Here is a 14,426-nt window from a genome sequence, read left to right as displayed (position 1 = left end):
CAACTTACCAGGAAGAATCTCAATCAAGAAGATAATTTATACGCCGATTCGGATAGTCCCGCCATCTCTTGAACAACGGGCGTGCCGGCGTCTTTCAGCCATTCGGTCGGGTAGGGATGGGTTTATACGTGCTGCCAGCGCCGCATTAATCGGCTTTTTAAGCCGGTATCAAAGCGCCAGATATGATCGAAGATGCGCATGATGCCGGGTTTGCCGTGATCGGACATCGCTACGGCATGAAAGCGGTGCTGTAACAGTTTCTGACGCTGTTTGACTTTATTGATCACCTCATCCGGCAAGCGTTGGGCAATAAAATCTGAAATAACGACCGCATCGGCATCGTGCCATTGTCCTTCCTCCATTTTATCTATCAGGGCGGATAAGCAGGCGCTTAAGTCTGTCCCGCCGCGGAATGTCTGGCTTAGGAAGCGAATCGCCTGTTCGAGCCCGTTTTCGCCGGTCAGCTCATATTTCACTATGCCGGTTGAAAACAGCATGATGTAACAACGGCGATTGTCGGCCAGCGCGACGCGCAGTAACGCCAGACAGAAGGCTTTCGCACAGCGCTCGTTAAATCCGCCCATAGAGCCGGAAGTGTCAACGCAGACGATGAACGGCCCGCGCGGCTGTTGTTCGTTTTGTTGATGAATAACCGGCCGCTCGCTGATTTTTTCGCGCCAGTTTTCGCCTTGCAAACGGTAAGTTAACAGGCGATGTTCCAGTAATCGGCGGTAGAATTCATATTCAAGTTCGCCGATGTTCATTGAAGCCATTTCCACCGGCAACAGGCGCAGGATGTCATCGCTTTGGTGAATGCCGCTGACCTGTTCCGGTACGGTTTCCGGTTCACGAACCATCACCCGGAATGTTTCTTTCGGCGCGTCCTGGCTAAGAATGGATTTTGTTTCCCGGCTGCGTCCCAAACGTTCGGCCAGGCGTTGCAGCGCGGGCTGTCGTTGCAGGAATGCGCCGAAATCCAGCAGAATCTGATGATCGGTGCGAATCAGCCGCCCGGCGCTGAGATCCCACAACCGCCCCGCCGCATGTTCATTCTCCGCCAGAATAGGCTCCAGCTTGCCGCTCAGCGTCAGTCTTTGCTGTAGCTCATCCAGCAGGATCTCCCGTTCCTGCTCCATGATCTGATGATGCAGGGAAACGGTTTGCAGCGTCAGGCTTAGCCGCCAGCGCTGTAAAAACAGCGAGCGTAATCCGCTGCTTATTTTTTGCCCTAGCGTGAATTCTGGCTGGTGTATCAGCCGATCGGCCTGGGTTAGAAACGGAGACTCAACCGAACTGAGCATTTCCATTATTCGCGGCAGCCGCGTCTGAAATGCCTGCTGGTTCGCCGTCTGGGAACGCTGATAGCATTCGAACTCCGTTTCCAGCTCTGGAGGCGCCTGAGTGCTGTGCAGGCGCTGCTTTAACGTTTCTTTCCAGATCGGGATATCGTTAAGCAGCGCGGACTTTAGTCTGGGAGACTTCTCAAAGAAAACCGCCAACTGCGGGGTAGACAAAAGCGTCACTATCATGTCGTCCAGTAGTTCGTTTTCGTCGATCGACAGCAGCATTTCCAATGATTCCAGCGTGATCATCGGCGTTTAATCCAGTTCTGATTGCTGAATTTGCTCAGCAACGTGTTGCAGGCTGGATTCGATCTTTGCCAGCCATTCTGCGGGAACGAACAAACAGGGCTGATGTTGATTGAATAAACGCCGTTGTTCACTCGATTGTATTTTCAAATTTGCGTATTCATCCATGAGTTCCGCCGGTAAGGTGACGTCGCGCTTTTCCGGCAGTGAAAGGATGGATGATTGCAGGCTGATATCGCGGATGGTCAGATGATGGCGATCGTCCACCACCAGATCCAGCGGTTGAGTAAAACCGACGCCATTTAGTTTTCCGCGTATTTCTCCCCCTTTTTGCAGCCAGCTTTGCAAGGCGTTTTTATCAATGACCAGATGGGTAACCTCTATGTCGTTGAGTACGAGCGGCCGTTGTAAAACCAGACCGATGGAATCCTCGCTCAACGTCTCCGGTAAGGAATAGTGGAATTTCCGGCCTAAAAAGTGGCCGTGTCTTTCCAGCGTCAGCGCCTGTAGCTCGCTCTGCTGCATCTGGTATTGCTGACGCTTCATGTTTAACTGTTGTAAGCGAAACAGCTGATCCTTTTGCTGATAAGCCTGCTCGGTTACCAGCTGTTCGAGCTGCTGCTCTACCAGAATCAGGGTATCCCCGTCGTGCCACAGACAATCCTTCAGCAAGATAATATCAACCGGGGTAATGCTTTCCCGCCCGCTGAAAAAGGCGCAGGCCTGGAGCAGACGCAGCGCTTTTTTCCAGCGCCGGTCGGAGATATAGGGCGCCTGCTCCAGGGTATCGAGCTTCTGGCGTAATTGATAAATCAGTTCGAAGCAGTTTTCCGGCAGTGAAACCTGGTCAATATCCTTTTGCCACTGCTGATATTCTTCATCGCTTACGCTGACGGACGGGCTGACTGGGTTGTCATGGGCGCCGCCGTTATTCAACAGTAGGGCGCGGAAATTATGTTTTTCCTGCACCCGATCCAGCCACAGACGAATGAGCATTCGGTCATACAGGGCTTCCAGACTGCTGTCTGCTTCGGGGAGTTCGTTGGAAGCGGTGACCAGAAGACGCATTGGTATGGGGTCTTCGCTGTTGCCGTTGCGGAAGCGGCGTTCGTTAATGGCGGTCAGTAACGTGTTTAATATCGCCGGGCCGGCTTTCCAGATTTCATCCAGAAAGACTATCTCCGCTTCCGGCAGATAACCTTCGGTTAATCGCTGGTAGCGTCCTTCATCTTTTAGCGCCTGAATAGACAACGGACCGAACACCTCTTCGGGCGTGGAAAAGCGCGTCATCAGATATTCGAAAGCATTCGCATGACGAAAAGCGAATTTAAGGCGTCGGGCGATCATGCTTTTGGCTATGCCCGGCGGACCCAGCAGAAAAACGCTTTCTCCGCTTAACGCGGCCAGCAGGCACAGGCGAATAGCATGTTGCCGTTCATACAGGCCATGCTCTAGTGCATTACTGAGGCGTGAAATTCTCTCAGCCAAAGCGGCGGATTGAACCATAATTAATCAATCGTTCCCGTGGTTTCGCTAGCATAAAAACAATACTAATAATAAACGGCAGATCACAGATTTTTCTTAGCTGGAAAGAGCTAATTATCAATCCTTCCAGGTTGGTTAATCAATAAACGACCTTTTTCAGGATGTTTCATAATCAATATAAAAATAGGATTTTGCGGTTATTTGTGCATACTGTGCGTTTTTGGGCGGATAGAAATTCAAAGCCAGTATTCGCTAACAGATTGATAAAAGAAGATAAGTTTTATGAGCTCAGAACATAAACGTTCGCTTCCGGCCGTCACGCTGGCAGCGATAGGGGTGGTTTATGGAGATATAGGAACCAGCCCGCTTTATACGCTAAGGGAGTGCTTATCTGGGCAGTTTGGTTTTGGTGTTGAACCAGACTCGGTATTTGGTTTTCTTTCTTTGATCTTTTGGCTATTGATCATTGTCGTCTCTCTGAAGTATCTGGCTTATGTCATGCGGGCCGATAACGCCGGTGAAGGCGGTATCCTCACGCTGATGTCGCTGGCCGGGCGTAATACCTCTTATCGAATGACGTCGATATTGGTGATTATGGGGCTGATTGGCGGCAGTTTTTTCTATGGCGAGGTGGTCATCACGCCGGCGATATCGGTGATGTCTGCGATAGAGGGGATTGAAATCGTCGCGCCGTCGATGGATCACTATATCGTTCCGGCATCGATTGTCGTGCTGACATTACTGTTTATTATTCAGAAGCATGGCACCGGAAGCGTAGGAAAACTGTTTGCGCCGGTCATGATGCTCTGGTTTCTTACGCTGGCGGTGCTGGGCGCGCGGAGCATCATTGCCAACCCGCAAGTGCTGCATGCGCTGAATCCGATGTGGGCCATTCACTTCTTTATTGAATATAAAATGGTGGCGTTTTTTGCGCTGGGGGCGGTGGTGCTGGCTATTACCGGCGTCGAGGCGCTGTATGCGGATATGGGGCACTTCGGCAAGTTTCCTATCCGTCTGGCCTGGTTTACCGTCGTTCTTCCCTCGCTGGTGCTCAATTATTTTGGTCAGGGCGCGTTATTACTTAAAAATCCGGATGCGATTAAAAACCCCTTCTTTCTATTGGCGCCCAACTGGGCGTTGATTCCATTGCTGGTGTTGGCGACGCTGGCGACGATCATTGCGTCACAGGCGGTCATTTCCGGCGTATTTTCACTCACCCGCCAGGCGGTGCGCCTGGGGTATCTTCCCCCCATGCGTATTGTGCATACCTCTGATATGGAGTCCGGTCAGATTTATATCCCGTCGATTAACTGGCTGTTATACGTTGCCGTGGTGATCGTGATCGCCAGCTTTGAACATTCGAGCAACCTGGCCGCCGCCTACGGTATCGCGGTAACCGGGACCATGGTGTTGACCAGTATCCTGTCCTGTACCGTCGCGATACATAACTGGCACTGGCACCGTTATCTGGTGTGGATACTGCTGATCGGGCTGTTGCTGATCGACGTGCCGATGTTTTTGGCCAACGTGGTGAAAATCTTCTCAGGCGGCTGGTTGCCGCTGACGCTGGGAATGGTGATGTTTATCATCATGACCACCTGGAAAAGTGAGCGGTTCAGGCTGTTACGCCGCCTGAACGAGCATGGTAATTCGCTGGACGCCATGATCGCCTCGTTAGAGAAAAATCCCCCGTTAAAAGTGCCGGGAACGGCGGTTTATCTGTCGCGGGCCACGCACGTTATTCCGTTTGCGCTGTTGCACAACCTGAAACATAACAAGATATTGCATGAACGGGTGGTGCTGCTGACCATGAAAAACGAAGATGCGCCCTACGTGCTTAATGCGCGCAGGGTTTCGGTGGAACAACTTTCGCCCACGTTCTGGCGCGTTATCGCCAACTATGGCTGGCGTGAAACGCCTAACGTAGAAGAGGTGTTTCATCGCTGTTGGCAGGATGGGTTGACCTGCGAGATGCTGGAAACCTCATTCTTTATGTCCAACGAGTCACTGACGATGGGCAAACGTCCCTGGTATCTGCGTATGCGCGGCAAACTATTTATGATGCTTAGCCGTAACGCGCTACGGGCGGCCGATCAATTTGAAATTCCGCCTAACCGGTTGATTGAACTCGGTATTCAGGTAGAGATTTAAGCAAATTCATTGCGGTGGCGGCGCGGAGCGGGTAAAACCCGGCCCGACGGGGTTGGAACGACGCCCCGCCGGCCTTCACCAGCTTACCGATGCTTCCAGACCGCCTTCGGGACGGTTGGCCAGATTAACCCGCATGCCATGCAGCCGGGCGATATTATTCACAATGGATAGCCCTAAACCGCTGCCGGATTTCTCCTGTCCGGGGGGGCGATAAAAGCGTTCGCCCACCCTGGCCAATGCCTCGCCGCTAATACCCGGTCCATCGTCGATAACCTGGATTTTCCGCGCCGAGAGCTTCAGTTTTATTGTTCCGCCCTTATGGCTGTAGCGAATGGCGTTATCAAGCAGATTACGAATCAGTACCGTCATCAGCAGCGGATGGCCCTGGATAACAACCGGCTCTTTCGGAACATCAAGCATCAGTTCGATGCCCGCCATATGTGCTTTATGGTAATGATCGACAACCATTTGCTGTAGCAGATCCCGTAATTGAACGGGCATCAATCCGTTAGCGAAGGATTGAGAATCCAGCCGGGAAAGCGTTAACAGTTGATCCACCAGCCGCGTGGCGCGATCTATTCCTTCGTCCAGATTATTCAGCGCCCGACGACGTACGATCTCGTCGTCATCGGACAACTGCGCCAGTTCCGTCTGCACCTTCAGGGCCGCCAGCGGGCTGCGCAACTCATGGGCGGCATCGGAGGTAAAGCGACGCTCGCGCAACAGCATGTCGCTGATGCGGGTAAACAGGTTGTTCAGCTCATTGACCAGCGGCAGAACTTCCTTGGGTATCGCACGGGTATCAAGCGGCGCGTCCTCTTCAGGAGGACGCCGGCTAAGCTGTCTGGCGATGAGCTTAAGCGGCGACAGTTCACGGGAAATCAGCCAGAACATCAGTAGCAGCATAACCGGCAGGGCAAATAGCCAGGGCATGAGATTAGTCTTTACGATATCCAGAACCCTATCCCGACGGTATTCCCATTCCTGCCCGACAACGACGATATAGCGGTTATCTTCCGTCGCCAGCCATACCATACGCCATTTATCATCATCGTCGCGCAGCCTGCCGTCGGTAAACCCATTTTGCGAGTAGTTAAAGATGAAATCTTTACCGTTCTCGCCATCATTCAGCACCATCCGGCCATCCCGGGTGAATAGCGCAAAGGCCAGCGCATCTTCTTCCTGATTGCCTCGATGATGGCGCGCCAGCTTTTTGGTTTTCGGCAGTGACTGGGGATTGGCGCTTAACTCTTTGGGATTTACAGTGGCCAGCCGTTTGGCAAATAGCATTTGCTGGGTATCGAACAGTTCATTAATCGTATGGCGTGTTTGATGCCAGGACAGGAGTCCGGCTATCCCCCAACAGACCAGCGTCAGCAAAATAAATCCGATAGCCAGCCGCAGGCGCAGGCTGAGAGACTTCATGACGCCTCTCCCAGAATATAGCCGACGCCGTGTACCGTGCGGATGAAGCCGCTGCCCAGCTTTTTGCGTAAATGATGGATATGCACTTCGACAGCGTTGCTGGATACGTCATCATCCCAGCCATACAGTTTTTCTTCCAACTGCGCGCGCGTCAATACGCGGCCGGGATTCATCAGAAACAGTTCAAGCAGCGCCAACTCGCGGGATTTAAGTACCTGCGGTTCGTTGTTTAAAGTTACGGTACGAGATCCCAGCTCAAGAGATACGGCGCCATGCGTCAGTACGGGCTGAAGCTGTCCGTGCCGACGACGGATCAGCGCTTGTAGGCGCGCGGCGACCTCCGTCAGGGCAAAGGGTTTACTCAGATAGTCGTCAGCGCCCTGTTGCAACCCCTCAACGCGCTGCTCCAACGCGTCTCGGGCGGTGAGGACCAGTACCGGTTCATCGTGTCTGGCCTGGCGCCATTGCCGCAGAATATCCAACCCGTCTATTTCCGGCAGGCTGAGATCGAGCACCACCGCATCATAAGGTGCCGCGTCTATGGCCGCGGCGCCTGCTTTACCTTGCGTAAACCAGTCAACATTAAAACCAAGTTTGGTTAGTCCGGCTTTAAGCCCGTCGCCAATCAGACGATCGTCTTCGATTAACAAAATTCTCATGGCTGCTCCATGCATTCTTGTCTTGGGTTTTTATACGAAATAGCGTGACGGCATGTACAGGTAAAATCGCCAGAATCGGGCAATAACGACAAGATAAACAAATAAAATCACCGGCGGCCATTTCTTAAGATGCTGTTAAGAACCATTTGTTTTAATGCTGCCTGAAAACCGAACTACGATGAAAATACATGGAATAAGGAAGGTAGAGCATGAAAAAAACAATCGCACTTTTCGCCATTACGGCCCTGATTTCCGCACCGGTCTTCGCTGCCCAGACTGGGGGCTTGGTAAGCCCTGATTCTTCGGCCGTCAGCGCGCCGCAAGGCGGATTTTCAGGCCCGAACAGCAGCGCGACCACGGTAGACAAGGCTCTGGAGATGAAAGATGACAGTTGGATTACTCTGACAGGTAATATAGAACAGCGCATCGGCAATGACGATTACCTGTTCCGTGATGCAACGGGCACGATAAGAGTAGAGATCGATCATAAGCGTTGGAACGGGCAGAACGTTTCTCCCACGGATAAAGTCGAGATTCAGGGCGAGCTGGATAAAGATTTCAACTCCGTTGAGCTGGAAGTAAAACATATCCGTAAACTTTGAACTCCGGGCTTGAATATTGGGCCAGGCGAGCATAAATCCTGATGCCTTGCGTTTAAGCCGGGATCACGGCGCGGGGTATCCTAAACGTTAACCCCGCCGCTGTGTTCCCTTACAAAAACGCGTGCGTTTTTACACGCCGCAAGCGGCGCCTGTTAGGTCGAACCGCGTAGAGGCGGGCAATATCAAACTGGTATTAGGCATGTTCCGCCTTTTGCATCGGCCTAGCTTTTTGTGCGTTGCGTTTATTCGCATTTCTCCGCGGTTTTTACCGTCGGTATCTTCAATTTTACTTCACGTCAGCGAAACGTTTCGATAACGATCACAATTTTACTATCTCTCCTTTGCCTTTCCGTATTCTCTTTTCCTACAATCTTTACCAGCGAAACGTTTCGCTGGTGGGGTGAATCAATGAAAAAAGCCGTATTGCTGAATGCAGATATATCTTCCGTAATTTCCCGTTTGGGTCATACCGATCGGGTGGTGATTGGCGACGCTGGCTTGCCTATTCCCGATACGACAACGCGAATCGATATGGCATTGACTCACAACATCCCCACCTTTTTACAGGTTGTGGAGGCCGTCACCAGCGAGATGCAGGTCGAGGCCGCGATTCTTGCGGAAGAAATGGCGGAAAAAAATCCAACACTCCATAACGCGTTACTCGATCAATTGAAACAGCTTGAGCGACATCAGGGAAACTCAATCGAATTGCATTATGTCAGCCATGAGGATTTCAAAATTCAAAGCGGAAAAAGCCGGGCCATCATTCGCAGCGGAGAATGCTCTCCGTATGCCAATGTCATTCTTTGCGCAGGCGTAACGTTCTGAGGCATCAATGCAACCTTTACTGCAACTGCAAGGCATTACCAAAACTTTTCCCGGCGTTAAGGCGCTTTCCGGGGCGGCGTTGAATGTTTATCCGGGCAAGGTGATGGCGCTGGTGGGCGAAAATGGCGCCGGTAAATCCACCATGATGAAAGTGTTGACCGGTATCTACCAGAAAGACGCCGGCAGCGTGCGTTTTCTGGGAAAAGAAGTGGAGTTCAGCGGTCCGAAAGCCTCTCAGGACGCCGGAATTGGTATTATTCATCAGGAACTCAACCTTATCCCCCAGCTTACTATCGCCGAAAATATTTTTCTCGGACGTGAGTTCACCAACCGCTTTGGCCGTATTGACTGGAATAAGATGTACGCGGAAGCGGACAAACTGCTGAAGCGTTTGAACCTGCGGTATGACAGCCGGCGTATGGTTGGCGATCTGTCGATTGGCGATCAGCAAATGGTGGAGATCGCCAAAGTGCTGAGTTTTGAATCAAAAGTCATCATCATGGATGAGCCTACCGATGCGCTGACCGATACCGAAACCGCATCGTTATTCAGCGTAATTAAAGAGTTACAGGCTCAGGGGCGCGGCATTGTTTATATTTCTCACCGTCTGAAAGAGATCTTTGAAATATGCGATGACGTGACCGTATTTCGCGACGGCCAGTTTATCGGCGAATGCCCGGTTAGCGATTTGCAGGAAGATCGGCTGATTGAAATGATGGTCGGCCGCAAACTGGAAGATCAATATCCTCGCCTGAATCAGCCGCCGGGACACGTTCGCTTACAGGTGAAGAATCTTTCCGGGCCAGGCGTCGATAACGTCAGCTTTACCGTACGCAAAGGGGAAATTCTTGGCGTTGCGGGGTTAATGGGCGCCGGGCGTACCGAATTAATGAAAATACTTTACGGCGCACTGCCGCGGTCCGGCGGTTATGTGGCGCTGGATGGGCGGGAGGTCGTGACACGTAAACCGCAGGATGGTCTGGCCAACGGTATTGTCTATATTTCTGAAGATCGAAAACGCGACGGTTTGGTATTAGGCATGTCGGTCAAAGAGAATATGTCGTTAACTGCACTGCGTTATTTCAGCCGTCGCGGCGGTCAGATTAAACATCCGCAAGAGCAGCTGGCCGTCGGCGATTTTATCCGCCTGTTTAATATCAAAACTCCGTCTATGGAGCAGCCTGTCGGGCTGTTGTCCGGCGGTAATCAACAGAAAGTCGCCATCGCCCGCGGATTGATGACCCGCCCCAACGTGTTGATTCTTGATGAGCCCACACGCGGGGTCGATGTGGGCGCCAAAAAAGAAATCTATCAGTTAATCAATCAGTTCAAACAAGAGGGACTGAGCATCATCCTGGTGTCATCCGAAATGCCCGAAGTATTGGGAATGAGCGATCGCATCATTGTTATGCACGAAGGCCGCTTAAGCGGCGAGTTTCCGATTGAGCAAGCAACCCAGGAAGCGCTGATGGCTGCGGCCGTTGGTAAGCAATACGGCGTAAAGCAGGAGTAAGTCAGACATGAATTCCCAATCCATCACGGCAAAACGCTGGTTCAGTAAAGAATGGCTACTTGAGCAGAAATCGCTGATCGCCCTGCTGATCCTTATTGCGGCCGTTTCCGCTATGAGCCCTAATTTTTTCACCTTGAACAATCTGTTCAATATTCTCCAGCAAACGTCCGTCAATGCCATCATGGCGGTGGGAATGACGCTGGTGATTCTTACTTCCGGCATCGATCTTTCCGTTGGTTCTTTACTGGCGCTGACCGGCGCGGTGGCCGCATCGATTGTCGGTCTTGAGGTCAACGCCCTGTTCGCGGTGTTAGGCGCGCTGGCGTTGGGGACGTTTATTGGCGCGGGAACGGGCGTTATTGTCGCGAAAGGAAAAGTTCAGGCGTTTATCGCCACGTTGGTCATGATGCTGTTATTGCGCGGCGTCACCATGGTTTATACCAACGGCAGCCCGATGAATACCGGCTTTTCCGATGCCGCGGATGCCTTCGGCTGGTTCGGCATCGGTCGTCCGTTGGGGGTTCCGACGCCCGTCTGGATTATGGTTATCGTATTCGCGGCGGCCTGGTACATGCTGCATCACACCCGGTTAGGCCGTTATATCTATGCGCTGGGCGGCAATGAGTCCGCCACCCGGCTGTCGGGCATCAGCGTTGATAAAATTAAAATCATCGTCTATTCCCTGTGCGGGCTGTTATCCGCCCTGGCGGGAATTATCGAAGTGGCGCGTTTATCTTCGGCTCAACCTACCGCCGGAACAGGCTACGAGCTTGACGCCATCGCGGCGGTAGTGCTGGGCGGAACGAGTTTGGCCGGCGGAAAAGGACGTATTATCGGCACGCTGATTGGCGCGCTGATCCTCGGTTTTCTTAACAATGGACTGAATTTACTCGGTGTTTCTTCTTACTACCAGATGATCGTCAAAGCAGTCGTCATTTTGCTGGCGGTTTTGGTAGATAACAAAAGCGGTAAATAACCCTTATTCACACAGGAATTGAGCTATGAATATGAAAAAACTGGCGACACTGGTTTCTGCTGTTGCGCTAAGTGCGGCTGTCAGCGCCAATGCACTGGCCAAAGATACGATTGCTCTGGTGGTATCAACATTGAATAACCCGTTCTTTGTATCAATGAAAGATGGGGCGCAAAAAGAAGCCGACAAGCTGGGATATAACCTGGTGGTGTTGGATTCTCAAAACAACCCGGCCAAAGAGCTGGCGAACGTTCAGGATCTGACGGTTCGTGGCACGAAAGTACTGCTGATTAACCCTACTGACTCCGATGCGGTGGGTAACGCCATTAAGCTGGCCAACCAGGCGAAAATTCCGGTAATTACCCTCGATCGCGTGGCAAGCAGCGGTGAAGTGGTTAGCCACGTCGCTTCTGATAATGCCTTTGGCGGTAAAGTCGCCGGTGATTTTATTGCGAAAAAAGTGGGTGAAGGCGCCAAGATCATCCAGTTGGAAGGGATTGCCGGAACCTCTGCGGCGCGTGAGCGCGGCGCGGGTTTTATAAAGTCCGCCGAAAACCACAAGTTTACTATTCTGGCCAGTCAGCCTGCCGACTTCGATCGCACTAAAGGGCTGAATGTAATGCAGAATCTTTTGACGGCGCACCCTGAAGTGCAGGCGGTATTTGCTCAGAATGACGAAATGGCGCTTGGCGCGTTGCGGGCGTTGCAAACCGCAGGTAAAACTGATGTGCTGGTGGTGGGATTTGACGGCACGGAAGACGGCGTGAAAGCCGTTGAGTCCGGCAGATTGGCCGCAACGGTCGCGCAGCGCCCCGATCAGATTGGCGTTATCGGCGTTGAAACCGCCGATAAGGCGCTGAAAGGCGAAAAAGTGCAGGCTATCATCCCGGTTGATCTGAAACTGGTAACAAAGTAGTCAATATAAAGAAGAGCAGGGCGAGCGCCGCCGTTAACACGGCGGCGCATGATAAACGTATCGGAATTCAGCATCATGAAAATGGGTAAGCTGGTGGTATTGGGCAGTATTAATGCTGACCATATTCTCAATCTGGAGCAATTTCCCTTTCCGGGGGAAACGGTGATCGGTAAGCAATACCGTGTCGCTTTCGGCGGAAAAGGGGCTAATCAAGCTGTTGCCGCTGGACGCAGCGGCGCGGATATCGCCTTTATCGCCTGTGTCGGCGATGATGACATCGGTACAAAGATCCGCCGGCAGTTAAGCGAAGACCGTATTGATATTTCGGCGGTTGAAGCTGTTTCAGGCCAAACGACCGGCGTGGCTTTGATTTTCGTCAACGGTGAGGCTGAGAATATGATCGCGGTTAACGCCGGTGCAAATGCGGCCGTTACCCCAGACTACCTTCGCCGTCATCAACGGCAAATTATCGATGCTTCCGCTTTGCTTATGCAGCTTGAGTCGCCATTGGAAACGGTAACGGCGGCGGCCAGACTTGCTCATGAACATCATACCCAGGTTATTCTTAATCCCGCGCCGGCCTGTGAACTGCCTGATGAATTGCTGTCGCTGGTGGATATCATTACCCCCAATGAAACGGAAGCTCAGCGCCTGACGGGGATCGCCGTCAAAACAGAAGACGATGCGGCTCGCGCTTCGCAGGTATTACATGATAAAGGTATTGCAACCGTACTGATTACCTTAGGCAGCCGTGGCGTCTGGTTGAGTGAAAAAGGCAATGGGCGACGTATTCCAGGCTATCGGGTTCAGGCGGTGGACACCATTGCCGCCGGAGACACCTTCAACGGCGCGCTGGTAACGGCGCTGCTGGAGAATCAGCCGATGTCGGCCGCGGTTAAGTTCGCTCATGCCGCCGCCGCGATCGCCGTCACCCGTCCAGGAGCCCAGCCGTCCGTACCGTGGCGTGAAGAGATAGATGCTTTCTTGCAATCCCAGAGGTGAGCTTTGACAACCATGAAAGATGTCGCCCGTTTAGCGGGTGTTTCCACCTCTACGGTTTCCCACGTTATCAATAATAACCGCTTTGTCAGCGATACCGTCCGCGACAGGGTGATGGCTGCCGTTGAGCAGCTTAATTATGCGCCTTCTGCATTGGCCCGAAGTCTCAAAATCAATCAGACGCAAACGATAGGCATGCTGCTGACGGCCAGTAACAACCCGTTTTACGCCGAGGTGGTGCGTGGCGTTGAGCGCAGTTGTTATGAACGGGGCTACAGTCTGATCCTGTGTAATACCGAAGGTGACCGCGACCGAATGAGTCGCAGTCTGGAAACATTACTGCAAAAACGCGTCGATGGCGTACTGCTGATGTGCACAGAAAGCCATCGGCCGCTGCCTGATATGATGAATCGCTATCCTTCTATACCGATGATAGTGATGGATTGGGCGCCGTTTGATGGGGGAATTGACGTCATTAAGGATAATTCCCTGTTGGGCGGCGAGATGGCGACGAATTACCTTATTTCACGTGGTTATCGAAAAATAGCCTGTATTGCGGGCCCAAAAGATAAAACCACAGCGTATAACCGGCTCGAAGGGTATCGTCAGGCCATGCAGCTTGCCGGGTTATCTATTCCAGCAGGGTATGAAATTTTTGGTGATTTTGAATTTGAAACCGGTTATCGGGCAATGCGGCAGCTATTGTCGTTAGAAAATAAACCTGATGCGGTGTTTGCCGGCAATGACGCCATGGCGGTCGGCGTTTATCATGCGCTGTATCAAGCCGGACTCACCATCCCCAAAGACATGGCGGTTATCGGCTATGATGATATTGAGTTGGCCCGCTATATGTCCCCTCCTCTTACGACAATCCATCAACCTAAAGATGAACTCGGCGAGTTGGCCGTTGATACCTTACTGTATCGGTTGGAACATCCCGATACTGAACCGAATGTTCTGGTGCTTACGCCGGAATTGATGGTGCGTAAATCTGTTGGGTAACTAATTTCACCAATGATTCGAGCCTTTTAACGTTTAAATATCCTACATAATGCTGCCTTTCCCGGCGAGTTGCCGAAAAAAAACGCACTCAACTATTTTTTTTCATTTAGCGCTTGTCAGCCGCCGAGAAGTCCCTATAATGCGCTCCCACTGACACGGCAACGGCGCTCGCGCTGTTGTGCGGTAAGTCGGAAGCCAGGCAATAATCGCTTGACTTCACTGCGGAAAAGCATAGTATATGCCGCCCGCGCCACAGGATATTGTGGCACTGCTCTTTAACAATT

Annotated in this window: 12 protein-coding genes; 8 read left to right on the top strand and 4 right to left on the bottom strand. The window is 52.1% G+C overall.

Annotation, left to right across the window (positions count from 1 at the left end; translation table 11 throughout):
* Positions 1 to 122 precede the first annotated feature (122 nt).
* Both viaA and ravA read right to left on the bottom strand, forming a co-directional pair.
* Positions 123 to 1,592, bottom strand: coding sequence for an ATPase RavA stimulator ViaA (gene viaA, locus HC231_RS23370; RefSeq protein ID WP_208229084.1), 1,470 nt, complete (start codon positions 1,590 to 1,592; stop codon positions 123 to 125).
* Between the two features lie 6 nt (positions 1,593 to 1,598).
* Positions 1,599 to 3,095: an ATPase RavA gene (gene ravA, locus HC231_RS23365; RefSeq protein WP_208229083.1), complete on the bottom strand. Its 1,497-nt coding sequence runs from the start codon at positions 3,093 to 3,095 to the stop codon at positions 1,599 to 1,601.
* A 261-nt stretch (positions 3,096 to 3,356) separates the two neighbouring features.
* Here ravA and kup point away from each other — a divergent pair, with 261 nt between their 5' ends.
* Positions 3,357 to 5,225 (top strand): low affinity potassium transporter Kup, encoded by a 1,869-nt coding sequence (gene kup, locus HC231_RS23360; RefSeq protein WP_208229082.1) that lies wholly within the window; start codon positions 3,357 to 3,359, stop codon positions 5,223 to 5,225.
* 75 nt (positions 5,226 to 5,300) lie between these two features.
* Here the strand turns inward: kup and qseC are convergent, their stop codons facing one another.
* Positions 5,301 to 6,650, bottom strand: a complete 1,350-nt coding sequence (gene qseC / locus HC231_RS23355) for a quorum sensing histidine kinase QseC (RefSeq protein ID WP_208229081.1) — start codon at positions 6,648 to 6,650, stop codon at positions 5,301 to 5,303.
* Positions 6,647 to 7,309 carry a quorum sensing response regulator transcription factor QseB gene (gene qseB / locus HC231_RS23350; protein ID WP_208229080.1) on the bottom strand — a complete coding sequence of 221 codons (663 nt, stop codon included), beginning with the start codon at positions 7,307 to 7,309 and terminating at the stop codon, positions 6,647 to 6,649. The genes qseC and qseB overlap by 4 nt, the downstream gene beginning before the upstream one ends.
* A gap of 209 nt (positions 7,310 to 7,518) precedes the next feature.
* Between qseB and HC231_RS23345 the strand changes: the two genes are divergently transcribed.
* From HC231_RS23345 to rbsR, 7 genes are all read left to right on the top strand, one after another.
* Positions 7,519 to 7,911, top strand: a complete 393-nt coding sequence (locus HC231_RS23345; RefSeq protein WP_208229079.1) for a YgiW/YdeI family stress tolerance OB fold protein — start codon at positions 7,519 to 7,521, stop codon at positions 7,909 to 7,911.
* A gap of 408 nt (positions 7,912 to 8,319) precedes the next feature.
* Positions 8,320 to 8,739, top strand: a complete 420-nt coding sequence (rbsD, locus tag HC231_RS23340; protein ID WP_208229078.1) for a D-ribose pyranase — start codon at positions 8,320 to 8,322, stop codon at positions 8,737 to 8,739.
* Positions 8,740 to 8,746: 7 nt separating this feature from the next.
* A complete protein-coding gene (gene rbsA / locus HC231_RS23335; protein WP_208229077.1) occupies positions 8,747 to 10,252 on the top strand; it encodes a ribose ABC transporter ATP-binding protein RbsA in 1,506 nt (501 codons plus the stop codon).
* A gap of 7 nt (positions 10,253 to 10,259) precedes the next feature.
* Entirely contained in the window at positions 10,260 to 11,228 is a 969-nt protein-coding gene (gene rbsC, locus HC231_RS23330; RefSeq protein ID WP_208229076.1) for a ribose ABC transporter permease, read from the top strand.
* Between the two features lie 25 nt (positions 11,229 to 11,253).
* Positions 11,254 to 12,141 carry a ribose ABC transporter substrate-binding protein RbsB gene (rbsB, locus tag HC231_RS23325; protein ID WP_208229075.1) on the top strand — a complete coding sequence of 296 codons (888 nt, stop codon included), beginning with the start codon at positions 11,254 to 11,256 and terminating at the stop codon, positions 12,139 to 12,141.
* A 75-nt stretch (positions 12,142 to 12,216) separates the two neighbouring features.
* The gene (rbsK, locus tag HC231_RS23320; protein ID WP_208231498.1) at positions 12,217 to 13,143 is read left to right on the top strand and encodes a ribokinase; all 927 of its coding nucleotides are present in this window, start codon (positions 12,217 to 12,219) and stop codon (positions 13,141 to 13,143) included.
* A gap of 3 nt (positions 13,144 to 13,146) precedes the next feature.
* Positions 13,147 to 14,142 carry a ribose operon transcriptional repressor RbsR gene (rbsR, locus tag HC231_RS23315; protein WP_208229074.1) on the top strand — a complete coding sequence of 332 codons (996 nt, stop codon included), beginning with the start codon at positions 13,147 to 13,149 and terminating at the stop codon, positions 14,140 to 14,142.
* Positions 14,143 to 14,426: the final 284 nt, after the last annotated feature.

The sequence above is a fragment of the Brenneria izadpanahii genome (genome assembly GCF_017569925.1).
GTDB classification, from domain to species: domain Bacteria; phylum Pseudomonadota; class Gammaproteobacteria; order Enterobacterales; family Enterobacteriaceae; genus Brenneria; species Brenneria izadpanahii.
Note: the sequence above shows the minus strand (reverse complement) of the source record. Positions and strands in the feature narration are given on the sequence as shown.

Bases quoted from the DNA above. Each gene is read 5' to 3' on its own strand.
- HC231_RS23345 (WP_208229079.1), top strand. From the start codon at position 7,519: ATGAAAAAAACAATCGCACTTTTCGCCATTACGGCCCTGATTTCCGCA.
- rbsC (WP_208229076.1), top strand. From the start codon at position 10,260: ATGAATTCCCAATCCATCACGGCAAAACGCTGGTTCAGTAAAGAATGG.
- rbsK (WP_208231498.1), top strand. From the start codon at position 12,217: ATGAAAATGGGTAAGCTGGTGGTATTGGGCAGTATTAATGCTGACCAT.
- rbsB (WP_208229075.1), top strand. From the start codon at position 11,254: ATGAATATGAAAAAACTGGCGACACTGGTTTCTGCTGTTGCGCTAAGT.
- qseC (WP_208229081.1), bottom strand. From the start codon at position 6,650: ATGAAGTCTCTCAGCCTGCGCCTGCGGCTGGCTATCGGATTTATTTTG.
- kup (WP_208229082.1), top strand. From the start codon at position 3,357: ATGAGCTCAGAACATAAACGTTCGCTTCCGGCCGTCACGCTGGCAGCG.
- viaA (WP_208229084.1), bottom strand. From the start codon at position 1,592: ATGATCACGCTGGAATCATTGGAAATGCTGCTGTCGATCGACGAAAAC.
- rbsD (WP_208229078.1), top strand. From the start codon at position 8,320: ATGAAAAAAGCCGTATTGCTGAATGCAGATATATCTTCCGTAATTTCC.
- ravA (WP_208229083.1), bottom strand. From the start codon at position 3,095: ATGGTTCAATCCGCCGCTTTGGCTGAGAGAATTTCACGCCTCAGTAAT.
- qseB (WP_208229080.1), bottom strand. From the start codon at position 7,309: ATGAGAATTTTGTTAATCGAAGACGATCGTCTGATTGGCGACGGGCTT.
- rbsA (WP_208229077.1), top strand. From the start codon at position 8,747: ATGCAACCTTTACTGCAACTGCAAGGCATTACCAAAACTTTTCCCGGC.